Here is a 21,795-nt window from a genome sequence, read left to right as displayed (position 1 = left end):
CAGGAGTTCCGGCGCGCCGCGTCCGGCGCGCCGGTCCCGGCCGAGGCGCACCGCCGCCTCACCGAACTGGTGCGGGCGGCCACCCACCGGTACGCCACCCACGGCCACGGCGAGGCGACGACGCCGGTCCACGCGGCCACGGCGCCCAACGACGTACCGCGCACCCTGCCCGCGCTGCTGCGCGCCCTGTGGGTACCGGACCCGCGGGCCGCCTGGACGGCGTGCGCGGCGCTGACCGCGATGTGCGCGCCCCGGTCGCGTACACCCCACCGGGCACGTCCACCCTCGAGGAGGTGCTCGGACAGACCCTGGCACACGGCGGCGAACACGTCGTCAAGCTGACGGACACGGCCCTCGACGTCGGCGGTGAACAGGCGCCGGCGCTGCACCGCATCGAGCTGAGCGAGCCGCAGACCTGGACCGCAGACCTGAACCGCCGGTCCGGATCGCCGTCAGACGTACTGCCCCGGAAGGCCGGGGCCGGCAGTACGCCTGACGGCGGTCAGCCGGCCCCGGCCCCGATCTTCGCCAGCAGGTCCACGATGCGCGACTGCACCTCCGGGGTGGTGGAGCGCTCGGCGAGGAAGAGCACCGTCTCGCCGGAGGCCAGCCGGAACAACTCGTCCGGATCGATGCCCGTGGAGGTGTAGACGACGAACGGCGTGCGGTTGAGCAGGCCGTTCACCCGCAGCCAGTCGATGATCCCGGCCCGGCGGCGGCGCACCTGCATCAGGTCCATCACCACCAGGTTCGGCCGGATCTGCTCGGCGACCTGCACCGCGTCCGCGTCCGTGGGGGCGTGCGCGGTCTGCATGCCGCGCCGCTCCAGTGTCGCCGCGAAGGCATCCGCGATCTCCGGGTGCTCCTCCACCAGCAGCACCCGCGGCGGGTGCTGCTCACTGTCGCGCGGCGCCAGCGCCTTGAGGAGGACGGCCGGGTCCGCGCCGTACGCCGCCTCCCGGGAGGCCTGCCCCAGTCCGGCCGTCACCAGCACCGGCACCTCGGCGGCGACGGCGGCCTGGCGCAGCGACTGCAGGGCGGTGCGGGTGATCGGGCCGGTCAGCGGGTCCACGAACAGGGCCGCCGGATACGCCGCGATCTGGGCGTCCACCTCCTCGCGGGAGTGGACGATCACGGGGCGGTAGCCGCGGTCGGTCAGGGCCTGCTGGGTGGAGACGTCCGGCTCGGGCCACACCAGCAGCCGCCGGGGGTTGTCGAGCGGCTCGGGCGGCAGTTCGTCGTCGGTGGGCATCGGCACCGGCGGTCCGGCGGCCGGGGTCACCTCGACGGCGCCTCCCGGGCCGTCCAGCGGCTCCGGCCCCTCGGTGGCTCCGGCCTCGGGCGCGCCGATCGCGAACTCCCGTCCACCGGTCGCCGGTCCGGGCGCGGGCGCGTGCGGCGCGGCCGGGGGTTGGGGTGGCTGGGACGGCTGCGGTACGGACGGCTGCCGGGGCGGGGCCTGCGGCGGGGCGCCCGGTACGGCGGCGGCAGCGGCGGCGGCCGCCGCCGCGCGCTCGCCACCCTCGGGCGGGGCCGCCAGCTTGCGGCGGCGGCCCGGGGCGGTGCCCGTGGCGGAGGGCGAGGGGGGCGCGGGCTGCTGGTCCGCGGCCGGCTGCGACCGGTCCGGCGGCTGGGGTGCCTGGGGCGCCCGGGTAACGGGGTACTGGCCGGAGTGCTGCACCGGGTACTGCCCCGAGTGTTGCCCCGAGTGCTGCTCGTCGCCCTGGCGGCCGAAGGGCACCCCCTGGCCGAGGGTGCGCACGCTGACGCCGGAGGTGTGCTCCGAGGACGCCTCGCGGCCCGGCATCGGCAGCCCCCGGTGCCGGGGCGCTGCCGTGGGCGGCACCGAGCCGCCCAGGATGGGGCTGGCCGCCACCACGGTGAGGTCGGCCCGGGAGGACTGTTCGGGGTCCTCGGCCTGGCCGTGCTCGGCGTTCTGCCCGGAACCGGACCCGGGGGCCTGCGCGGGCGTACCGGCCTCGCCCCGGGACGGCTGCGGCTGTGCCTGCTGCGGCTGCGGTTCGGGCATCGGCGGAGCGGCCTGCGGAACCTGCGGGGCCGGCTGCTGGGGCGCCGCCTCCGGAGGCGGCGCCTGGACCGGCGGTACGCGGCGGCGCCGGCCGGTGGGCCGGTCGTCCCCGGGTGCCGGGGTCTCGGGAGCCCCGGAAACCCCGGAAGCCGGGAAAGACGGTGGCGTCCGGGTCTGGAGGCCGGGCTGTGCCTGGGGCTGCTGTGGCTGCCGGACCTGCTGCTGTGCGGATTCCGGAGCCGGGGTCGAAGCCGGAGCCGGAGCCGGAGCCGCGGGCGGCAGCGCGAACGCCGCGCGCTCCGGTTCCCGTCCGCTCCCGGGCGTGCCGGGCGCGGCCTCGGGTTCGGCGGTCCGCCGGGCGCGCCGCCCGCCGCCCGACCCCGCCTGCTGCGGGAAGGCTGGTACGCCCGTCCCGTTCGGGGACGGAGCGGGGGAGGGAGGAGCAGGGGACGGCTGCGGCATCGCGTGCGCACCGCTGTGCGCGTCGGTCTCCGTACCGCTACCGCTCCCCGTGCCCGCGGTGTCCGTGCGCTCCTCGACCGGGGCCAGGGCGCGCCGCGCCCGGCGGCGCCCCGTCCCGGCCGGAACGGGCGCGGCACCGCCGCCCCCTTCCGGTCCGGCGGAGACGGGGAAGGGCGCCGGGGACTGCTGAGGCCGCGCGGGTACGGGTACGGACGCGGGAGCCGTACCACCGCTGCCCGCGGGCAGCGCGATCGCCCCGCCGCCCGCCCGGCCGCCCACGCCGGTCTCCCCGGTCTGCTGCGCGTACGGCACGTCCCGGGCGGACTGCTGTGCCGGATCCGCCGTCGCCGGTGCCGGCGGCGGCACCTCGGGCCGCTGCGCCGCCCGGCGCCGCTCCGCGACCTCCGGGTCCGGGGAGCCCACCGGCACCTCCAGGACGTAGCTGTCGCCGCCCGCCCCCGGCACCCGGTGGGTCTGCAGCACACCGCCGTGCTGCCGCACGATCCCGCGCACCAGCGGCTCGTGGACCGGGCTGCCGCCGCCGTACGGCCCGCGCACCTCGATCCGCACGACGCCGCCGCGCTGTGCCGCCGCCACCACGATCGTCGAGTCGCCGGTGGCCGCGCCCTGGTGGGCGGCGTTGCCGGTCGCGTCGACCCCGGCGACATCGGCCACCAGATGCGCCAGCGCCTGCGCCAGCCGCACCGGGTCGACCTCCACGTCGACGGGCGGGGCGTGCACCGCGAACTGCGCGCGCCCCGGCCCGATCAGCTCGACGGCGCCCTCCACACCGGCCGAGACGACCTCCTCCAGCGGCACCGTCTCGCGCCGCAGCTTCTCGCCGCCGGAGTCCAGCCGCTGGTAGCTGAGCACGTTGTCCACCAGCGTGGTCATCCGGGTGTAGCCGGCCGCCAGGTAGTGCAGGATCTGGTTCGCCTCCGGCCAGAGCTGCCCGGCCGGGTCGGACACCAGCCCGCCCAGCTCGCCGCGCAACTGCTCCAGCGGCCCGCGCAGCCCGCTCTCCAGCAGGGACAGCAGCTGCCGGTGGCGTGCCGCGAGTTCGTCGTAGGCGGTGCGGTCGGTGAAGGCGAGCACCGCGCCGACGAGCTGGTCGCCGTCCCGCACGGGCGCGGTCGTCATGTTCACCGGCACGGCGCGGCCGTCCTTGGTCCACAGCACCTGCCGCCCGCGCACCCGGTGCTTGCGCCCCGAGCGCAGGGTGTCCGCCAGCGGTGTCTCCTCGTACGGCAGCGGGCTGCCGTCGGGCCGGGAGTGGTGCACCAGCGGATGCAGCTTCTGCCCGCCCAGATCACTCGCCCGGTGGCCGAGGATCTGGGCGGCGGCCGGATTGACCAGGACGATCCGGCCCTCGGTGTCCACCCCGATCACGCCCTCGGCGGCGGCGCGCAGGATCATCTCGGTCTGGCGCTGCTGCCGGACCAGCTCGGCCTCGGTGTCGACGGCGCCGGTCAGGTCGCGGACGACCAGCATCAGCAGCTCGTCGCCGGTGTAGCCGCTGCCGCCGTGGTCGGCGAAGGCGGCCTCGAAGGACGACTCGTAAGGGGTACGGCCGTCCAGGTTGGCGCTGGTCACCTCGACCACGAACTGGCTGCCGTCGGTGCGCCGCGCCACCATCCGCTTCGGCTTCGTGCGCGGCTGCGGGGCGTCGTCGGGGCGGCGCATCGAGCCCGGGATGAGCTTGGAGTCGAAGTCGGGCAGCAGATCCAGCAGCCCGCGCCCGACCAGGGCGGTACCCGGCGACTCGAAGACCTCCAACGCGATGCTGTTGGCGTTGACGACCGTGCCGTTGCAGTTCACCAGCAGCAACGCGTCCGGCAGGGCGTCCAGTATGGCGGCGAGGCGAGCAGCGCCTCGGGATGGCCTGCTGCTCACGACGCATCCTCCCTGCTGACCAGCCAGTGCCCGGTGGCGGCACCGGGAGCGCCACTGGTGTGCCGTTCTCCTGTGCGTGCCACTGGGGGGAGTCTACGGCCAGCCGTAGCGGAAGCGACGGCGGATGCGTGCGGAGCATGCGTAGAACATGGAACCGGGTTCCGCCCGGAGGTGTGGCGTTCGTCACTCCCGCAGGTCGGGGAGGGCGGGAACGAGCGCCTCCCAGCGGGCGATCTCGCAGCCGTCGGTGCGGTCGAAGGCGGCGTTCACCGGGCGGCCGCGCCAGGTCCCGGTGACCTGGGCGGTGGCCGGCCCGCCGTAGATCTGGGCGCACGGAGTGCCCGGCGGGACGGGCTCCCAGGGGTTGCCCGGGCCGTTGTCCGCCCGGTCGAGGGCCTCGCAGGCGGCGAGCGGGTCGGGGTGGCTGCCGCCGGCGGGGTGGCAGTGGAGGGTGTACCTGCGCTGGATCCGCGTCGTCCCGCCGACGACCGGCCTGCTCTCGGTGACGGTGAAGGTGAGCCGGTCCTGCCGGGCGGGGGAGGCGACGGGCCGGTGCGTTTCCTTCCAGGGCTGAGCCTGGGCCTGGGACCGGGAGCGTACGGTGTCCGCCGCCGCCGGTACGGCGACGGCGGACAGGACGGCGGCCCCGGCGAGGGCGACCCCGGTGAGGACTGCGGCGGCGGTGCGGCGGTGCGGCATGGCGGATCCTGTCTGTCTCTGTCTGTCCGTGCTGCGATCCCCCTGCTAACGCGCCGGACCGCGCGTCGTTGCGCACATCCACCCGCTCGTCCCACGGCACCGCCGCCACCGGTGGGAAAGGGCTTTGCCCGGGGGAGTGTCGTCCGGGTAACGTAGACGCCGATTGGAGACAGTCCGCGGGCTGTGCCATCATCTGCACACACGCGCCGCGGTCACGCGGCCCGTGGGGAGGCTTCGCCTAGTCTGGTCTATGGCGCCGCACTGCTAATGCGGTTTGGGCTTTACCGCCCATCGAGGGTTCAAATCCCTCAGCCTCCGCTCGATCATCGAGATCACCGAAGCCCCGGCCCGTGCGGCCGGGGCTTTCGCCGTCGCCCGGGCCGTTCGGATCGTTCCGGTCCTCCATCGGCCTTCCGCGCAGGTCAGACCGTAAGGACGCAATGGATTTCGCCTCCGGCCGCGGGTCATGTAATGTTGTTCCCGCAACGACGACCGGCCCACAGAACGGCCGGGAGGTCAAGCGCTCGTAGCTTAACGGATAGAGCATCTGACTACGGATCAGAAGGTTGCAGGTTCGAATCCTGCCGAGCGCGCAGCAGCTCAGAGCCCCTGTCGGGAGACCGGCAGGGGCTCTTGCGTGTGCTCCAGCAGCCTGTTCGCGTCTACCGGAGGTCGGAGGCGGCGGCCTCCTCGGCGGAGGTGTCCGGGAACGAGTGGTGTTCGTGCGCCACGGTCCAGCGGTCCCCCTCCTTGCGCAGCCCGAGGGTGAGCCGGAGGCGGTTCTCCGGCCGTCCGGCCAGGTCCTGCGGGGTTCCGCAGCGGAGCAGGGCGTGGGCGAAGGCGACGTCATCGCCGGCGGTGACGTCGAGGGAGTCGATCTCGAAGAGGGCGCCCTGGGCCTGCCAGGCGAAGAAGGGCGGCCAGCTCTCGCGGTAGGCGTCGATTCCGCGGACGCCCCGGTACGGCGGCGGTACGTCGAACATCACGATGTCGTCGGCGTGGTCCGCCAGGACCGCCGCCAGGTCGCCCCGGTGTACCGCCGCGGCCCATCGCTCGACCAAGGCGCGGATCTGTGCTTCGTCATCGGACATGGCCCGGCTCCCCGTCGTCTCGGCGGCACCGTCGCGCGGCGCCGCTTCCCTGGACGAACCTCCGTACAGGCAGACTCCCGCCGGAGCCGGAACTCATCGCCGGCGGGGCAGGGCCGGGCTCACCCCCGGGCCTCCCCGGCCGGCCGCCGGCCCCGTGCCGTGCGGAGGGCGTGGCGGAGGGCGCGGCCGTCGCCGAAGAGGGGCAGTAGGAACGCGGCGTGCGCGAGGTACCACCAGGCCAGGGACCGGTCCAGGTCCGGGAGCCAGAGGAGGGCGCCGACCGCGACGCAGGAGAGGGGCCCGGCGAGGGCCACCCCTGCCGTCTGGCGTGCCGTCATGGTGCCCTCGGGGACCACCGACGTACGCCACGCCGTGCGCTCGAGCGCGATACGGGTCACCGTGCGGACGCGTCTGAGGGCGACCACGTGTGCCGACTCGTGCAGGGCGAACGAGGCCACCAGCCCCAGGGCCGCCGCTTCGAAGACCCCCCACGCCATCTCGGCCGGCACCCGGTCGCCCGACCGGGCGAACCAGGCCAGGGCCGCCGCCAGGAACAGGCCCAGGAACACCAGCAGGGGCCATACCTGGGCAGCCACCGCCGCCACGACCGTGCGGATCCGGAGGCCGTCCCGGCCGTGGCCCCCCGGGTCAGTTGCGGGACATCTCCTCGATGAGCTGCTCACGACGCTGCTTCAATCCCCGGTAGATGAACTGGACCATGGTCAGGACGGCGGCGAACACGAGGAACATGACGATCAGCGCCGTCGGGTTCGCCACGCCCATGGTGACGCCGAGAGCCCCGTCGCTCTTCTCCTCCGTCTCGAAGAACAGCGAGCCGAACAGGGCCTCCCGGTGGACGGCCTTGTCATCGTCCGTGGAGAACATGAGGTACAGCAGTGTCGTCACGGCGACCGCCAGAGTCAGCACGGCGGCCCCGGCGACGGACCTCACGACCGGTAGTGCCTTTCTCATTCCTTCTCCTCGACTCGCTTGTCTGGATTCCCTGCACCGCGTACAGGACGAACAGGGCGGACGCTCCGGCCAGGCACGCCGCCATCACCCAGGGCGGGAGCCTGAGCATTCCCAGCCCGATCGCCGACAGGGCCAGCACGACGGCGACCGCGGAGAGCCCCAGGAACACGGAGAACGGGTTGTCCTTCTCCGCCGGGAACACGATGCCGATGCACGTGGTCATGACGGCTCCGCCGAGGCAGCCCAGCAGGGCCGGTCCGCTGTGGAAGAAGAGCCGCGGGTCGACGGAGAAGACGATGCCGAGCCCGGGCACGGCGAACACGGCGAGCAGGACGAGCTGCGCCCGGAGCAGGCGCCCGTAGACCCGCCAGGCGGGGACCGAGGCCCCGGGCAGCGTCCGCAGCGGCTGGGTGGCGGTGAACTGGTACAGGCCGCCCACGGACAGGAGGGTGAGGCTCCACATCGGGTTCGCCGTGGGGCGCAGCAGCAGCCAGCCGAACAGGGCGACGGCCATCACCGCACCCGCCACGGTCTGCGAACCGCGCAGCAGGCACCAGTCGTACGGGCCCAGCACGCCGCGCAGCCGTCCGCCCGCCCGGATGTTCAGGTAGCGGGACTGCCGGATGTGCCGGTTCGGGGCGAGGGCGAGCGTGAGGGCCGTGAGCGCCGCCGCGGCGAGCAGCGCGGCGGCGAGGGCCGCGGCGGCCCCGTACCGCTGCCACGCCCAGGACACCGAGGTGACCCACACGTGGTGGGTCCGCTCGTCCAGGTACGCCTGGCTGAGGTCCTGGATCATCGGTTTCATCAGGGTGGAGTAGAGCGCCAGCAGCGCGAACAGGACCAGGACGGACAGGACGCCGGAGATCCGCCCGAGCCCCGCCAGGTTCCACAGCCGGGTCAGCGCCTGGTAGAGGACGCTCAGGGCGAGGTAGGTCAGGACGGCGGGCAGGACGACGGAGGCCGTGACGTACGGGACGGCGCCCGGTCCGAGCAGGAGCACCGCGCTGACCATGAGGGCGATCAGGCCCGCGCAGGCCACGACGCCCGTCATCACCGCCTCGTACAGCAGGAAGGCCGTCGAGCGTTCCCGGTTGGTGACCGGCAGCTGGTGACTCAGCAGGAGCATTCCCTCCGCGTTGATGAAGAGCACCTTCACCAGCAGGAACGCGATCTGCACCCACAGGACGAGGGAGACCGTCGAGGTGTCGAACAGCAGACGCCACACGGCCGTGTCGCCGGCCAGCGGTCTGAGGAAGAAGTAGGCGGAGGCGCACATGGCGCCCAGCAGCAGGACGGCCGCCGACACCACGAACACCCGTACCGGGGCGGAGCGCAGGACTCCCACCCGCAGCACCCGGCGCCGGAAGAAGACGAGGAGCATCCGGGCCAGGACGGCGGAGTGGCGCAGCCGTGGGGTCATCGCTCGTCCGATCCGAGGTGGTCGAACACCATGGTGGCCACCGAGCCGTGCTCGGCGATCAGCTCGTGCGTGGGCTCGTCGGACACGACGTGGCCCAGGTCGAGGAAGACGACGCGGTCGGCCAGCCGTTCCAGGACGGCGAAGTCGTGCGTGCACAGCAGGATGGACCGGCCTTCGTCGCGGAGGCGCCGGAACTCCCGTTCGCTGAGGTGGAGCGCTTCGAGGTCGATGCCGTTGAGGGTCTCGTCGATCACGGTCAGGGGGCGGCGCATGACGAGTGCGGAGACGAGCTGGGTCTTCTTGCGCATGCCGTGCGAGTAGTCCTCGATGAGGTGGTCGTACCGCCCCTCCATCGAGAACCTGCGGAACAGTTCGAGGGCCGCACAGTGGTCCGTCCCGGTCCGGAACAGGTCCCCCAGCAGGGAGAGGTACTCGCGGGCGGTGAGGAACTCCGGCAGGTAGTCGTTGCTGGACAGGTACATGCCCTGGGCCTTCGCCTCGGGGGAGGCGTGCTCGTGGCCGCCGACGCGGAGGGAGCCGGACTGGAGGCGCACCAGGTCGAAGATGTTCTTGATCAGTGTGGACTTGCCGGAGCCGTTGGGGCCGACGAGACCGACGATCGTCCCCTCCTCGACCGAGAGGGACACGTCCGCGAGGACGTTGACGGTGCCGTCGTAGGAGTAGCTGACGTTCCTGATGTCCAGAAGGGTCACGGTCACCTCGTTCCTTCGCCGAGTCCGTCGTGCGGGGGTGCCCGGCCGGCCCGGGATGTCCGTCGGGGCCGGGCCGGCCGGGCACCGTACCGGAACGCCGGTCGGTCATCCGGTGGCGTGCGCTACCTGCACTCGAAGTAGACCCGCAGACCGAAGTCCCGGTACTCCCAGCTGCCGGTGAAGGTCTTGCCCTGGTTGACCACGCACCAGACGGCCATTCCCGCGAGCAGGGTGGCACCCAGGGCGAGGATGACCGCGACGAACACCAGGAACCAGGCGTCGTAGCGGACGAGTCCTCGGTCGATCCTCGTCCTGGCCGCCTCGACGGCGCGTGAGGTGATCCGGTGCGTGTGCGCGGCGGTCTCCGGTGCCAGGGTGGATACGGACATGTTCTTCTCCTTTCGGGACGGTTTCACTCGCCCGAAGGTGTCATGCCCCTGCCAAGCAGACCAGTGTCCGCGAGGCCACTGTTCGCCCACAGCTCACGCTTCCGGCAGGTCGCTATGACGGCCGCTTCCGCTCGCGAGGAGATCTCCAGCTTGAGGAAGATGCCGGCGATGTGCTTCTTGACCGTTCGTTCCGTTATGCAGCAGCTGTCGGCTATGGCGGTACTGGGCAGGCAGTCGCCCAGTGCGACGAGGACCTCGCGTTCACGCGTGGTCAGCAGGGAGAGATCCGCCTCGCGCACCCAGCTCGGTACGTCGAGCGGTTCGCAGCAGTGCCTTGTCCTGTCGTGCTCGGTTCTTCCGTCTGGTGGAATTCTCACTTTCCTTCCCCCGTGACGACGGTGTCTTCCGGTCGGTGACCGATCGCGCTCCGGCGGGCGGCCGGGGAGCCACTGGCCACCCGAGCACCATAAGGGCGGCGTGGACCGACGGGGCAAGGGGCCGTGAGGGAGGTTGGCGCTGTTTGGTCCCCCGGTGGCAGTCGGGCGGAAGCGGCGGAAGAGCCGCAAACCCTTCTCAACCTGTGCGGGTCGTGAGGAAGCGGAACGCTCACAAGTGGCGCCGTACACAGATGGCCGGTGGCGGAAACACACCGGCATGCCGCCGGGCTGAACGGGTACCCGGGCGGTCGGCATGAACACCGTCGACCGGGCACGCGGTCGCCCGGACGCCGGTCCGGGGCCGCGGCGGAGTGGGAGGCCCCGCGGGGCGGGTAACGGCGGAGGACCGTCCGGGGAGGCGGGAGTGGCCCGCCGGGCGGAGAACGGGCCGCTGAGCAGGTGTTTTGTCATACTGCGACGTTGCGATGTTTCCCGTGAAACATCGCGCGCCGACGGCCGGGCGGGACGCTCCGCGGTTCTCCCGGGCAGGGAAGGTCCCCGGCGCAGGGATGCGTCCGGGGACCTTCGAGGGGAGCCCGGGGGTCAGACCCGGGCGTTCGCCGTGGAGTTCCCCGTCGTGCCCTCCGCGGGATCCTGCGGGGTGTCGAGCTGGGTCCGCAGCGGGACCTCCTTGACCAGGGCCACCAGCACCAGGGCGATCAGGGCGATCGGCGCGGCGTAGAGGTAGATGTCGGCGACACCGTGGCCGTACGCGCTCTCGACGACCGCGCGGACCGGCCCCGGGAGGGTGGCCAGGTCCGGGATGGCGCTGCCGTTGCCGCCGGTCGCCTCGCCGGAGGAGGAGCCGCCCAGCCCGGCCATGCCCTCGTTCACATAGTCGGTGATGCGGTGGGCGAGCACCGCGCCCAGTACCGAGACGCCGACCGCGCCGCCCAGCGAGCGGAAGAAGGCGAGCACGGAGCTGGCCGCGCCCAGATCGCTCAGGGCGACCTGGTTCTGGGTCGCCAGGACGAGGTTCTGCATCATCATGCCGACGCCGATGCCCAGCAGCGCCATGTGGACGGCCAGCTGCCAGTACGGGGTGTCGTGCCGCATCGTGCCCAGCAGCCCCAGTCCGGCCGTCAGCAGGATCCCGCCGGCGACCAGCCAGACCTTCCAGCGGCCGGTGCGGGTGATGATCTGCCCGGAGACGGTGGTGGAGAGGAACAGGCCGGCGATCATCGGGATCGTCAGCACGCCGGACATGGTCGGCGACTCACCGCGGGCGAGCTGGAAGTACTGGCTGAGGAAGACGGTCGCGCCGAACATCGCGATGCCGACGAAGAGCGAGGCCAGCGCGGTGAGCGTGATCGTGCGGTTGCGGAACAGCCGCAGCGGGACGATCGGCTCGGCGGCGCGCGTCTCGGTGACGACGAAGGCGAAGCCGAGGACGACGGAGACGCCGACCATCGTGTACGTCTGCCAGGACAGCCAGTCGTAGTTGTTGCCCGCGAGCGTCACCCATATCAGCAGCAGCGAGACCGCGGCGGTGATGAAGAAGGCGCCGAGCCAGTCGACCTTCACGTCCTGACGGCGGATCACCGGCAGGTGCAGCGTCCGCTGCAGGACGAACAGCGCGAGGACGGCGAAGGGCACGCCCACGTAGAAGCACCAGCGCCAGCCGAGCCAGGAGGTGTCGGTGATCACACCGCCCAGCAGCGGGCCGCCGACCGTGCCGACGGCGAAGGTCGCGCCGAGGTAGCCGCTGTACCGGCCGCGCTCCCGCGGGGGGATCATCGCGGCGATGATGATCTGGGACAGCGCCGCCAGTCCGCCCGCGCCCAGTCCCTGTACCGCCCGGAAGGCGATCAGGGTGCCGGCGTCCTGGGCCAGACCCGCGCCCGCGGAGGCCAGGACGAAGATGACCAGGGCGAGCTGCACCAGCAGCTTCTTGCTGAAGAGGTCGGCGAGCTTGCCCCACAGGGGGGTGGAGGCGGTCATGGTCAGCAGGGTCGCCGTCACCACCCAGGTGTACGCGCTCTGCCCGCCGCCCAGGTCGGCGATGATCCGGGGCAGGGCGTTGGAGACGACCGTCGAGGACAGGATCGAGACGAACATGCCGAGCAGCAGCCCGGACAGCGCCTCCATGATCTGGCGGTGCGTCATGGGCACCGCTCCGGTGTCCCGCTCGGCGGGGCCGGGGCTTCCCGGCCCTTCCTTCGAGGGTGTGGACGTGGCCATGCGCTCCTTGTTCCTGTTCTCTTCCGGCCCCGGGACGTCATGGCGTCCCGGGGCCGTATGTGTGGGGTGCCCGGCGGGGCCGGGCCTCAGGGGCGGGGCTCGGGGACGCGGGACTCGGACCGGGCATCGGACCGGGCATCGGGGAGGGGTGTGGTGCGGTGCGTGCCCCGGGCGCCGCGCCTGCCGCAGTCGCCGAAGCTCTCGTGCAGCCGGGCCAGCAGTTCGGTGAGGCGGCCGACGTCCTCCTCGGGCCAGTCGGCGAGCGCCTCGGCGAGTACACCGGTGGCCCGCCGGTGTGCCTCGCGCAGCAGCAGCAGGCCGTCCTCGGTCAGCCGCAGCAGCCGGACCCGGCCGTCGAGGGGGTCGGGCCGCCGGTCGATCCAGCCCCGGTCGACGGCGTACGCGACCTGGCGGCTGGTGACGGACATGTCGATGCCGAGCAGATCGGTGAGCCTGCTCATCCGCATCTCGCCGTGCCTGCCCAGCAGTGTCAGCACGGCGGCCGACGCGGGCGGGCACTCGTCCGGCAGGGAGCGGGCCAGCTCGCGCCGGACGGCTCCGGTGAGGCCGATCTGCCGGGCCAGCTCCTCGTACGGAGCGGCGTACGGATCGGATGCGGTCATCCGGTGTCTCCCTCGGGCCCGAAGATTGTTGCCTTGAGCAACTTTATGTTCGTTTGCTTGTCTCAAGCAAACGAAATCGGGCGGGCGAGGGCAAAAAGTTCCCCAAGCTCTGACGTACGGCCCGTCGGGGACGGAGAGAGGGCGGACGGAGGTGCCCGGCGGGGGCCGGTGAGGAGAGAAGGGATGACCTGTTCCCCGGGTGTTCGCTAGGGTCCTGGTCATGGCTCACAACCCCCAAGCACCGCAGGGTCCGCAGGGCGGCCACGACCCCGCCGGCAGCACCCAGATGTTCCGCGCCTTCGTCGACGAGGACGGGCCGCGTCCGCCCGCGGCGACTCCCTCCTCCGGCCCCCGGATCGGCCTGATCGCCGGGATCGTGGTGGCCGTCCTGGTGATCGCCGGGGTGGTCTGGTTCGCCCTCTCCTGATCCGGCCGGCGCGTACGGGCCCCCGCGGCGCGCCCACACCGGCCACGACATCCACGACCACGACATCCACGACCACGGCGTCCGGACACGGGACAGCCGCCGCGGCGGTGTACCGCCCGGCGGCTGTCTCCGGAATCGCCCTCCCGCGGCGCCCGGCGGGCGCCGCCCCGTGCTCACTCCTCCGCGATCAGGCCCTCCCGCAGCTGCGCGAGCGTACGGGTCAGCAGCCGGGAGACGTGCATCTGTGAGATGCCGACCTGCTCGCCGATCTGCGACTGGGTCAGGTTCCCGAAGAACCTCAGCATGATGATCTGCCGCTCGCGCGGCGGGAGCTTGGCGAGCAGCGGCTTGAGCGACTCGCGGTACTCCACCCCCTCCAGCGCGCTGTCCTCGTAGCCGAGCCGGTCCGCGAGGGAGCCCTCGCCGCCCTCCTCCTCGGGGGCGGGGGAGTCCAGGGAGCTGGCCGTGTAGGCGTTGCCCACGGCCAGCCCGTCCACCACGTCCTCCTCGGACACGCCCAGCGCGCCCGCCAGCTCGGCGACCGTCGGGGAGCGGTCGAGCTTCTGGGACAGCTCGTCGCTGGTCTTGGTGAGCGCCAGCCGCAGCTCCTGCAGACGTCTGGGGACGCGCACCGACCAGGAGGTGTCGCGGAAGAAGCGCTTGATCTCGCCGACGACCGTGGGCATCGCGAACGTGGGGAACTCCACGCCGCGCTCGCAGTCGAAGCGGTCGATGGCCTTGATCAGGCCGATGGTGCCGACCTGGACGATGTCCTCCATGGGCTCGTTGCGGCTGCGGAAGCGGGCCGCCGCGTAGCGCACCAGCGGGAGGTTCAGTTCGATGAGGGTGTCGCGGACATAGGCTCGCTCCGGGCTGTCGGCGTCGAGCGTGGCGAGCCGCTGGAACAGGGAGCGGGACAGGGTCCGGGTGTCGATGGCGTCGCAGTCTGCGGGAACGTACGGAGCGTCGTCGGCTGTGTCGGTCGGCTGCTCGGCGAGCACCTTCGCGCTGCCCAGTTCTACGGACATGCCACCCCCTTGGGTCGCGGACGGATCGCGGCGGCACCCTCGGCGTGAGGGAGGCACCTACCGGTCAATACCGGCGGCGCCGCCGCGGCAAACGCAGTTCCAGCAGAATGTCACAAGTCAGCAACACGACGTAGGTCCATGTCGATAAAACTGCACAGTTGACGGGGATTCCGCCTGAACGAGTGTCATCTGCGGGGCAGGGGGAGGGGCAGAGGCAGGGGTCACGCGTCGATGGGATTCGCGGCCCGCAGCCGGGCGAAGCTCCGGGACAGCAGCCGGGAGACGTGCATCTGGGAGACCCCCAGCTCCGCGCTGATCTGGGACTGCGTCAGGTTGCGGTAGTAGCGCAGCAGCAGGATGTGCTGTTCGCGCTCGGGGAGCTGGACCAGCAGGTGCCGCACCAGGTCGCGGTGCTCGACGCCGTCCAGCGCCGGGTCCTCGTAGCCGAGCCGGTCGATGAGTCCGGGCAGGCCGTCGTCCCGCTCCTGGGCGGCCTCCAGGGAGGTGGCGCGGTAGGCGCGGCCGGCCTCCAGGCAGGCCAGGACCTCCTCCTCGCCGATCCGCAGCCGCTCGGCGATCTCGGCGGTGGTGGGGGAGCGGCCGTGCAGCACGGTCAGGTCCTCGGTGGCGCCGCTGACCTGCACCCACAGTTCGTGCAGCCGCCGCGGTACGTGCACGGTGCGGACGTTGTCGCGGAAGTAGCGCCGGATCTCGCCGATGATCGTGGGCATCGCGAAGGTGGGGAACTGCACGCCGCGTCCGGGGTCGAAGCGGTCGATCGCGTTGATCAGGCCGATGGTGCCGACCTGGACGACGTCCTCCATGGGTTCGTTGCGGCTGCGGAAGCGGGCGGCGACGTAGCGGACGAGCGGGATGTTGGCCTCGATCAGGGCGCCGCGCACCCGCTCGTGCTCGGCGGTGCCGCGCTCCAGGCCGGAGAGCCGCTCGAAGAGGGCCTGGGTCAGGGCCCGGGTCTCCGCGCTGCGACGGCCGGGGGTCCCCCGGGCGGGGGCCTCACCCCCGGTAGAGGGCTGGGGAAGGGTCCGCGTGGCCGCCACCGTTCGTCCAACCCCTTCATGGTCCTGACAGGTCCGGCAAAGCGGTCATAGCATCACAAGTTATATGCGCCATGCGCAAGCATCGTATGGCCACGTGTTGTTACGGACAGGCGCACGGCGGATCCCGGCGGGAGCGCCCGGGCCGGGGCGGGCGCCGCGGAAGAGCACGGTGAGCCGCGGGAGCGGGGCGGGCGCTCCGTACGGACGGTCGGGCTCAGTTCACCAGTTCGGTCATGAAGGAGCCGACGCCCTTCGCGGCACCGGATATGCCCTCGAAGCCGATCCCGACGAGCTCGGCGGAACGCTCGGGCGAGGTGATGATCGAGTAGAGGACGAAGACGAGGAGGAGGTACAGCGCGACCTTCTTGACGTCCACGTAGCCCCGCCTCTCCCCGTATGCCACCGAGCACTCCGCACCAGGCCGCACGGGACCCGTCCGTGCGGTCGCGAGAGTCTATCCGGCACCGGCGCGGCGGTCCCAGACAGTCGCGGAGGACGTTCCACCACGGTGGGGCGGTGCTGTGCGGGGTGCGCCGGAGCGGGGGCCGGAAGACGGCGAAGGCTCCCCCCGAGCCGGGGGGAGCCTCCGTCCACCTGCGGTAGCGGTGGGATTTGAACCCACGGTGGAGTTGCCCCCACACTCGCTTTCGAGGCGAGCTCCTTCGGCCGCTCGGACACGCTACCGGGAGAGAGCTTAGCCCACGGGCGGGCGTGTGCCGAAATCGGTATCCGGGCGGGCGCCGGGCCGGGACGGGGGCTCCCGGCCCGGGCCGCGGAAGAAGTCCGTCAGCAGCCTTCCGCACTCCTCGGCCAGCACCCCGGGGACCACCTCGGGCCGGTGGTTGAGCCGACGGTCCCGCACGACGTCCCACAGGGAGCCGGCGGCGCCCGCCTTGTCGTCCACCGCTCCGTAGACCACCCGCTCCAGCCGGGCCAGCACGATCGCGCCCGCGCACATCGTGCACGGTTCCAGGGTCACCACCAGCGTGCAGCCGGACAGCCGCCACTCGCCGACCGCGCGGGCCGCCGCCCGGATCGCGACGACCTCCGCGTGCGCCGTCGGGTCGCCGGTGGCCTCGCGCTCGTTGCGGCCGCGGCCCAGGACCGCGCCGTCCGGGGCCAGGACGACCGCGCCGACGGGGACGTCGCCGGTCCGGAGGGCCAGGGCGGCCTCCCCGACGGCATGCCGCATCGCCGGACGCCACGGATCCCGCACCGGGTCGGCCGGACCGCGCGAACGGCTCGGATCACTCGGATCACTCGGGCCGCTCGAATCACGCGGAAGGCTCGGATCGCTCATGCGGAACAGTGTCCCGCCCGGGACCCGCCCGACCCGCCCGCGGGGCCGGCGGGCGGGTCGGGCGGGTCCCGGGCGGGACGGGCGGACCGCCGCTACCGCACGGCCTCCAGGGTCTCCGTGCAGCCGAGCGCGTCGGCGATCTCGCTCAGCGCGTCCTGCGAGGTCAGCGACAGCAGCGCCTTCTCGTCCACGCCGAAGTCGGCCAGCAGGCCGGCGTCGCCCACCGGTCCCGCCGGTACGGCCCCGGCCGCGGGCGTGCCGTCCTCGTCGTCCGCCACGCCCTCCTCGTCCGGCTCCGGCTCGCCGTCCTCCGTGCCGTCGAGGTCCACGAGGCGGTCGAGGTCCTCCTCCCCGTCCGGTTCCCGGCCGAGGAGTTCGTCGGTGAGCAGGATCTCCCCGTAGGAGCTGCGGGTGGCCGCGGCGGCGTCCGAGACGAAGACGCGGGGATCCTCCTCGCCCTCCACCCGGACGACGCCGAACCAGGCGCCCTCCTGTTCGATGCAGACCAGGACCGGCTCGTCGTCCTCCGAGGCCTCCCGGGCCAGGTCGGCGAGGTCGGCGAGCGTCTCGACCTCGTCGAGTTCCGTGTCGCTCGCTTCCCACCCGTCTTCGGTGCGCGCGAGCAGTGCGGCGAAATACACCGTGACTCTCCCACTGGTTTCAGGTGCCCGAGTGCTGACGGGACCGCGCCCCGCCCACTCGGAATCGTGGCAGAAACCGGCGCCCGGCGAGAGGTCTTCGGCCGTGGGTCGGGTGGGTGTTGCGGCGGACTACCAGCGAAATGTCCGCATCCGCATCGCCTGTCGCATCCGCGCGGCGCGGGCGCGCCGTGGCTGGACCCGTTCGCGCAGTGCCTTCGCCTCGTTCAGCTCGCGCAGGAAGACGGCCCGGCGACGGCGCCGTTCCGCGTCGCTCTCGGCGCCCCGGGCGCTCCGGGCCTCCCGGGAGGCCGCCGTGCCCGCGAGATCCGCGGGGACGTCGGGTACGGCGGCCTCCGCCGGGCCGCCGCGCCGTTCCCGGGATTCCGGGCGCCTGCGGCGCTCGCCCCGGAACTGCTCCTGGCGCTGTCCCTGGCGCTGTGTCTGGCGCTGCTCCTGACGTATGAGGGCCCGGCGTTCCCCGGGCAGGTCCTCGCGTCGCTCGTTCGGCTCGTGCATACGGCCACACCTCCGGTCGTACCTGTTCACTGTCCCCCGAAAAGACGCGGGTACGCCAGTACGGGCCGGGATCGGTGCCCGGCGGTGGCCGGGCTACTGTCGTGGGTATGCGGATTCATGTCGTCGACCACCCGCTGGTGGCGCACAAACTCACCACGCTGCGCGACCGGCGCACCGACTCCCCGACCTTCCGGCGGCTCGCCGACGAGCTGGTGACCCTGCTCGCCTACGAGGCGACCCGGGACGTGCGCACCGAGCCGGTGGACCTCACCACCCCGGTGACGGCGACGACGGGCGTAAGGCTGTCCCACCCGCGTCCGCTGGTGGTGCCGATCCTGCGGGCCGGACTGGGCATGCTGGACGGGATGACCCGGCTGCTGCCGACCGCCGAGGTCGGCTTCCTCGGCATGATCCGCGACGAGGAGACCCTCCAGGCGTCCACGTACGCCACCCGGATGCCCGAGGACCTCTCCGGGCGCCAGACGTACGTCCTGGACCCGATGCTGGCCACCGGCGGCACGCTGGTGGCGGCGATCCGGGAGCTGATCGGGCGCGGTGCCGACGACGTCACGGCGATCTGCCTGCTGGCGGCGCCCGAGGGCGTGGCGCTGATGGAGCGCGAGCTGGCGGGCGCGCCGGTGACGGTGGTGACCGCCGCGGTGGACGAGCGGCTCAACGAGCACGGCTACATCGTCCCGGGCCTGGGGGACGCGGGCGACCGCATGTACGGGACGGCGGGTTAGCCCGGCGGCCGGACCGGCGGGGGCAGCGGGGCCGGGGAGGGCCAAGGGCTCGGGTTCTCAGGGGTTCCAGGGGTCCCGGGGGTCCCGGGGGCCCGGCGGTGCGGTCAGCAGGACGGTGAGGGCGAGGGGGACGGACTGGCGAGGGCCGTCAGGGCCTTCCGGGCGGCCGGCTCCGCCGCCAGGGCGCGGAAGGCGTCGCCCAGGACCAGGTCGACCTCGCCGCCCTTGCGGTCGACCGGCCTGACCACGGCGCCGGGGAGCTGGGTGAGCAGGACGTCGAACGCGCCGGTCCGGTACGCCGCCGGCGCGCCCATGAGCAGCCCGGTCTCCTTGACCTTCTTGTCGAGGGAGGCGGGCGCGTTGGCCACCTCGCCGACCTTGAAGCCGCGCTTGCGCAGCTCGTCGGCGGTCTTCTTGGCCAGGCCGGCGCGGGTGGTGGCGTTGTAGACGTTGACGGTGACGGCCGCCGGCCTCGGCGGCGCGCCGGTGCGGGTGGGCGTCGGGGTGGGCCGCGCGGTCCTTCCGGCGCCCTTGGCGTTCCCCTTCTCACCGGCCGTCCCTGCCGTCCCGGTGCCCGGGGTGGTCGGGGTGGTCGGGGTCGCCGTACCGCCCGGCACGCAGCCCTGTCCGGCCGCGGCGGTGCGGACCGTGTGACGGCCGTCCGTGAAGACGTCGACGAGCTGGACCGTCCCCCAGGAGAGCACCCCGACGGCGGTGACGGCCGCGGTGGTGGCGACGACGATCCTGCCGCGCCTGCGCGGACGGCGCATGCGCGGGTAGCGGTTACCCGTGACGCGGTACCTGCCGCCCATGCCAGGGGGTGTGAGCATGCTCATGGGCGCAGCGTAGTGCGGGTACGCCGCAATGCCTACCAGATGATCAATGCTATCGGCGCGGTCGGCCCCGAAAGGGGCAACGGCGGGCGCCCGGGTGAGCCGTGCGGCGGGCGTCCCGGTGCGGCGGGTGGGCCGGCGGCCGTCAGTCCAGCTCGAGCACGCGGGCGTGGAGCACCTGTCGCTGCTGGAGGGCCGCCCGTACGGCCCGGTGCAGACCGTCCTCCAGATAGAGGTCGCCGTTCCACTTCACGACGTGCGCGAACAGATCGCCGTAGAACGTGGAGTCCTCGGCGAGCAGGGTCTCCAGGTCGAGCTGGCCCTTGGTGGTGACGAGCTGGTCCAGGCGCACCGGGCGCGGGGCGACGTCCGCCCACTGACGGGTGCTCTCCCGGCCGTGGTCCGGGTACGGCCGCCCGTTTCCGATTCGCTTGAAGATCACACGGAAAGCCTACCGGTAGGGCGGCGCCGGGCGCAGCCTTCCGCCGCGCCCGGCGCCACCGTACCGGAATATGACCCACCGACGGGTGGGCCGCCGATCAGCCGGTCAGCCGGTGACCTCGTGGCTGTGGTCGTGCAGACCGCCGCCGCTGCCCGCCGTGCCCGTGGTGGGCTCCGACGGCACCTCGGCGCGCAGCGAGTCCGTGTCCCAGGCATAGGTGCCGACCGCGTCGGCGATCACGTCGACGTTGATGTCCAGCGCCTTCCTGTTCACGTTGCCCAGGTCGTCGCACTCCTGGTGGTAGCACTTGTCGTACGCGACCCCGGGCTCACCGCCCCACAGGGCGGCCTCCTCCTCGCTCTTGATGCCCTCGGCGCCGGTGAAGGTGCCGCCGGAGGGGATGCCGACCTCGATGAACGGGCCGTAGTCGGACCGGCCGCTGAAGTCGGTGCCGCGCGGCTCGTGGCCCCGCGACCGCAGGAAGTCGTTGATCGCGTACTCCAGCTGGGCCGAGCCCTCGGGGCCGGGACCCGCGCCGACGGCGTCGGAGTCGTCGCCGTCGTAGACGAACAGGCCGTAGTTCGGCGAGGCGATCATGTCGAAGTTGAGGTAGAGGGCGATCTTCTCGCGCTCGGCCTCGGACAGGTTCGCCACGTAGTGCTCGGCACCCTGCAGGCCGACCTCCTCGGCGGACCACAGCGCGAAGCGCACCTTGTTGGGGTGACCCCGGTGCTTGCCGTGCTTGCCGTGTTTTCCGGGCTTCCCCTTCTCGGCCCTGGCCAGCTGGAGGGCGACCTCCAGGATGCCCGCCGAGCCGGAGGCGTTGTCGTTGATGCCGGGGCCGTCGGCGACGGAGTCCAGGTGGGCGCCGAGCATCACCACGTTGTCCGGGTCGCCGCCGCGGGTCTCGGCGATGACGTTGGGCGTGCTGCGGGTCTCCTGGAACTCCCGGATCTCCAGGTTGACCCGCACCTCGCCCGCGGCGGCCGCGGCGGCCAGCGCCTCGCCCTCCTCCTGGGTGGTGCCGCCGGTGGGGACGCGGCCGGCCGAGGCGTCGCCGAGGGTGCCGTTGAGCTCGCCCTCGGCGTTGTTGTAGATCACCGCGCCGACCGCGCCCGCGTCGGCGGCGGCGGCCTGCTTCTCGGCGAAGGTGCACCCGCCGCGCCGGATCAGCGCGATCCTCCCGGTGTAGTCGCCGGACGCGTAGTCCCCCGGCTCGCAGCCGGTGGTCCCGTCGTCGTCCACCGGCACCACGGCCAGGGCCGCCTCGATGCCGCCCTCGGGGGTGCTCGGGGTGTACGTCATCAGCTTGACCGGCACCTCGCGCTCGTCGGGCGCGAGGACGGTCAGCCGCTCCGCGAGCGTCTCGCGGTAGACGAAGTCGAAGTTCTGGTACGTGACCTCGTAGCCGGCCGCCTTGAGCAGGGTGCCCGCGTACCGCGCGGACCACAGGTGGCCGTCGGTGCCCGCCGCGCGGTTGCCGTCGTTGTGCTCGGCTATCGCCTGGAACGCCTTCAGGTGCCGCATGGCGCCGTCGCCGTCGGCCATCCTGACCAGCTTCCGCGCCAGCTTCTCGCCCTGCCCCGCCGGGGCGGGCCGGGCCGCCGCGGGGCCGGCGGACGCGGCTATCAGCAGGGGGGCGGTGAGGGCCGCGGCGGAGACGGCCGCGACGATCCTGCGCTTTCTGCCTCTGTGGAGAGGTACGTGCACGGGAGGTTCCTTCCGGTGCGGTACAGCGGGGACGGAGTTGTTCGGCGTGGGGGATTGCGTGTCCGGGTTACGGACACGGTGCAAGGGAAGGTAGCGACCGAACGGCGCCGTGGGAATGCGTGGCGCGCAAGTCGACCGCTTTGGCCGAAGTGCCCTGTCCGTGACGGAAGTTCAAACCGCCCGTTCTT

Annotated in this window: 22 protein-coding genes, 3 tRNA genes and 1 pseudogene; 5 read left to right on the top strand and 21 right to left on the bottom strand. The window is 72.8% G+C overall.

The features are described 5' to 3' along the window. Nucleotides 1-33: 33 nt before the first annotated feature. A pseudogene (locus tag CUT44_RS34075) lies at nt 34-410 on the top strand (questin oxidase family protein); the annotation flags it as partial. 92 nt (nt 411-502) lie between these two features. Here CUT44_RS34075 and CUT44_RS18500 read toward each other — a convergent pair. Beyond that, on the bottom strand, nt 503-4,384 hold the full coding sequence (locus CUT44_RS18500) for a PAS domain-containing protein (protein ID WP_100202980.1): 3,882 nt from the start codon (nt 4,382-4,384) through the stop codon (nt 503-505). A 183-nt stretch (nt 4,385-4,567) separates the two neighbouring features. After that, nucleotides 4,568-5,083, bottom strand: a complete 516-nt coding sequence (locus tag CUT44_RS18495) for an SSI family serine proteinase inhibitor (RefSeq protein ID WP_100202979.1) — start codon at nt 5,081-5,083, stop codon at nt 4,568-4,570. Nucleotides 5,084-5,310: 227 nt separating this feature from the next. Here CUT44_RS18495 and CUT44_RS18490 point away from each other — a divergent pair. Both CUT44_RS18490 and CUT44_RS18485 read left to right on the top strand, forming a co-directional pair. Then, a tRNA-Ser gene (locus CUT44_RS18490) sits at nt 5,311-5,401 on the top strand. A gap of 202 nt (nt 5,402-5,603) precedes the next feature. Continuing rightward, nucleotides 5,604-5,676: transfer RNA gene (locus CUT44_RS18485), tRNA-Arg, on the top strand. 69 nt (nt 5,677-5,745) lie between these two features. Here the strand turns inward: CUT44_RS18485 and CUT44_RS18480 are convergent. The 9 genes from CUT44_RS18480 to CUT44_RS18440 form a co-directional block, all read right to left on the bottom strand. After that, on the bottom strand, nt 5,746-6,174 hold the full coding sequence (locus CUT44_RS18480) for a YybH family protein (protein ID WP_100202978.1): 429 nt from the start codon (nt 6,172-6,174) through the stop codon (nt 5,746-5,748). A 119-nt stretch (nt 6,175-6,293) separates the two neighbouring features. Then, nucleotides 6,294-6,770, bottom strand: a complete 477-nt coding sequence (locus CUT44_RS18475; RefSeq protein WP_146252255.1) for a hypothetical protein — start codon at nt 6,768-6,770, stop codon at nt 6,294-6,296. A gap of 52 nt (nt 6,771-6,822) precedes the next feature. After that, nucleotides 6,823-7,059: a hypothetical protein gene (locus CUT44_RS18470; RefSeq protein ID WP_146252254.1), complete on the bottom strand. Its 237-nt coding sequence runs from the start codon at nt 7,057-7,059 to the stop codon at nt 6,823-6,825. After that, the gene (locus CUT44_RS18465; protein ID WP_100202975.1) at nt 7,040-8,566 is read right to left on the bottom strand and encodes a hypothetical protein; all 1,527 of its coding nucleotides are present in this window, start codon (nt 8,564-8,566) and stop codon (nt 7,040-7,042) included. The genes CUT44_RS18470 and CUT44_RS18465 overlap by 20 nt, the downstream gene beginning before the upstream one ends. Next, nucleotides 8,563-9,285, bottom strand: coding sequence for an ABC transporter ATP-binding protein (locus CUT44_RS18460; protein ID WP_158239631.1), 723 nt, complete (start codon nt 9,283-9,285; stop codon nt 8,563-8,565). The genes CUT44_RS18465 and CUT44_RS18460 overlap by 4 nt, the downstream gene beginning before the upstream one ends. 116 nt (nt 9,286-9,401) lie before the next feature. Beyond that, entirely contained in the window at nt 9,402-9,668 is a 267-nt protein-coding gene (locus CUT44_RS18455) for a hypothetical protein (RefSeq protein WP_199185747.1), read from the bottom strand. Between the two features lie 23 nt (nt 9,669-9,691). Then, nucleotides 9,692-10,045 (bottom strand): helix-turn-helix domain-containing protein, encoded by a 354-nt coding sequence (locus tag CUT44_RS33170; protein ID WP_158239630.1) that lies wholly within the window; start codon nt 10,043-10,045, stop codon nt 9,692-9,694. Nucleotides 10,046-10,648: 603 nt separating this feature from the next. Then, a complete protein-coding gene (locus CUT44_RS18445; RefSeq protein ID WP_100202972.1) occupies nt 10,649-12,286 on the bottom strand; it encodes an MDR family MFS transporter in 1,638 nt (545 codons plus the stop codon). 86 nt (nt 12,287-12,372) lie between these two features. Continuing rightward, on the bottom strand, nt 12,373-12,909 hold the full coding sequence (locus tag CUT44_RS18440; protein ID WP_100202971.1) for a MarR family winged helix-turn-helix transcriptional regulator: 537 nt from the start codon (nt 12,907-12,909) through the stop codon (nt 12,373-12,375). Between the two features lie 220 nt (nt 12,910-13,129). Between CUT44_RS18440 and CUT44_RS18435 the strand changes: the two genes are divergently transcribed. Further along, nucleotides 13,130-13,336, top strand: coding sequence for a hypothetical protein (locus CUT44_RS18435; RefSeq protein ID WP_100202970.1), 207 nt, complete (start codon nt 13,130-13,132; stop codon nt 13,334-13,336). Nucleotides 13,337-13,509: 173 nt separating this feature from the next. Here the strand turns inward: CUT44_RS18435 and CUT44_RS18430 are convergent, their stop codons facing one another. The 7 genes from CUT44_RS18430 to CUT44_RS18400 all read right to left on the bottom strand — a co-directional run bounded on the left by CUT44_RS18430 (nt 13,510) and on the right by CUT44_RS18400 (nt 17,879). After that, nucleotides 13,510-14,364, bottom strand: a complete 855-nt coding sequence (locus tag CUT44_RS18430; RefSeq protein WP_100202969.1) for an RNA polymerase sigma factor SigF — start codon at nt 14,362-14,364, stop codon at nt 13,510-13,512. A gap of 221 nt (nt 14,365-14,585) precedes the next feature. Continuing rightward, complete coding sequence (locus CUT44_RS18425) at nt 14,586-15,422, bottom strand: RNA polymerase sigma factor SigF (protein ID WP_100202968.1); 837 nt, start codon at nt 15,420-15,422, stop codon at nt 14,586-14,588. Between the two features lie 214 nt (nt 15,423-15,636). Continuing rightward, on the bottom strand, nt 15,637-15,825 hold the full coding sequence (locus CUT44_RS18420) for a hypothetical protein (RefSeq protein WP_100202967.1): 189 nt from the start codon (nt 15,823-15,825) through the stop codon (nt 15,637-15,639). Between the two features lie 194 nt (nt 15,826-16,019). Continuing rightward, nucleotides 16,020-16,106: transfer RNA gene (locus tag CUT44_RS18415), tRNA-Ser, on the bottom strand. A 10-nt stretch (nt 16,107-16,116) separates the two neighbouring features. Then, on the bottom strand, nt 16,117-16,614 hold the full coding sequence (tadA, locus tag CUT44_RS18410) for a tRNA adenosine(34) deaminase TadA (RefSeq protein ID WP_100202966.1): 498 nt from the start codon (nt 16,612-16,614) through the stop codon (nt 16,117-16,119). Nucleotides 16,615-16,814: 200 nt separating this feature from the next. After that, the gene (locus CUT44_RS18405; RefSeq protein ID WP_100202965.1) at nt 16,815-17,363 is read right to left on the bottom strand and encodes a tRNA adenosine deaminase-associated protein; all 549 of its coding nucleotides are present in this window, start codon (nt 17,361-17,363) and stop codon (nt 16,815-16,817) included. A 129-nt stretch (nt 17,364-17,492) separates the two neighbouring features. After that, the gene (locus CUT44_RS18400; RefSeq protein WP_100202964.1) at nt 17,493-17,879 is read right to left on the bottom strand and encodes a hypothetical protein; all 387 of its coding nucleotides are present in this window, start codon (nt 17,877-17,879) and stop codon (nt 17,493-17,495) included. A 107-nt stretch (nt 17,880-17,986) separates the two neighbouring features. Here CUT44_RS18400 and upp point away from each other — a divergent pair, with 107 nt between their 5' ends. Beyond that, nucleotides 17,987-18,622, top strand: coding sequence for a uracil phosphoribosyltransferase (gene upp / locus CUT44_RS18395; protein WP_100202963.1), 636 nt, complete (start codon nt 17,987-17,989; stop codon nt 18,620-18,622). 104 nt (nt 18,623-18,726) lie between these two features. Here upp and CUT44_RS18390 read toward each other — a convergent pair whose 3' ends face one another. The 3 genes from CUT44_RS18390 to CUT44_RS18380 form a co-directional block, all read right to left on the bottom strand. Beyond that, complete coding sequence (locus CUT44_RS18390) at nt 18,727-19,458, bottom strand: LytR C-terminal domain-containing protein (RefSeq protein WP_100202962.1); 732 nt, start codon at nt 19,456-19,458, stop codon at nt 18,727-18,729. A 142-nt stretch (nt 19,459-19,600) separates the two neighbouring features. Further along, on the bottom strand, nt 19,601-19,897 hold the full coding sequence (locus tag CUT44_RS18385; RefSeq protein ID WP_031508611.1) for a type II toxin-antitoxin system VapB family antitoxin: 297 nt from the start codon (nt 19,895-19,897) through the stop codon (nt 19,601-19,603). A 105-nt stretch (nt 19,898-20,002) separates the two neighbouring features. Beyond that, entirely contained in the window at nt 20,003-21,607 is a 1,605-nt protein-coding gene (locus CUT44_RS18380) for a M28 family metallopeptidase (RefSeq protein ID WP_100202961.1), read from the bottom strand. Nucleotides 21,608-21,795 lie beyond the last annotated feature (188 nt).

Origin of the sequence: Streptomyces carminius (genome assembly GCF_002794255.1) — a bacterium.
In the GTDB taxonomy this organism is placed as follows: domain Bacteria; phylum Actinomycetota; class Actinomycetes; order Streptomycetales; family Streptomycetaceae; genus Streptomyces; species Streptomyces carminius.
This window is presented reverse-complemented; position numbering and strand designations above follow the sequence as displayed.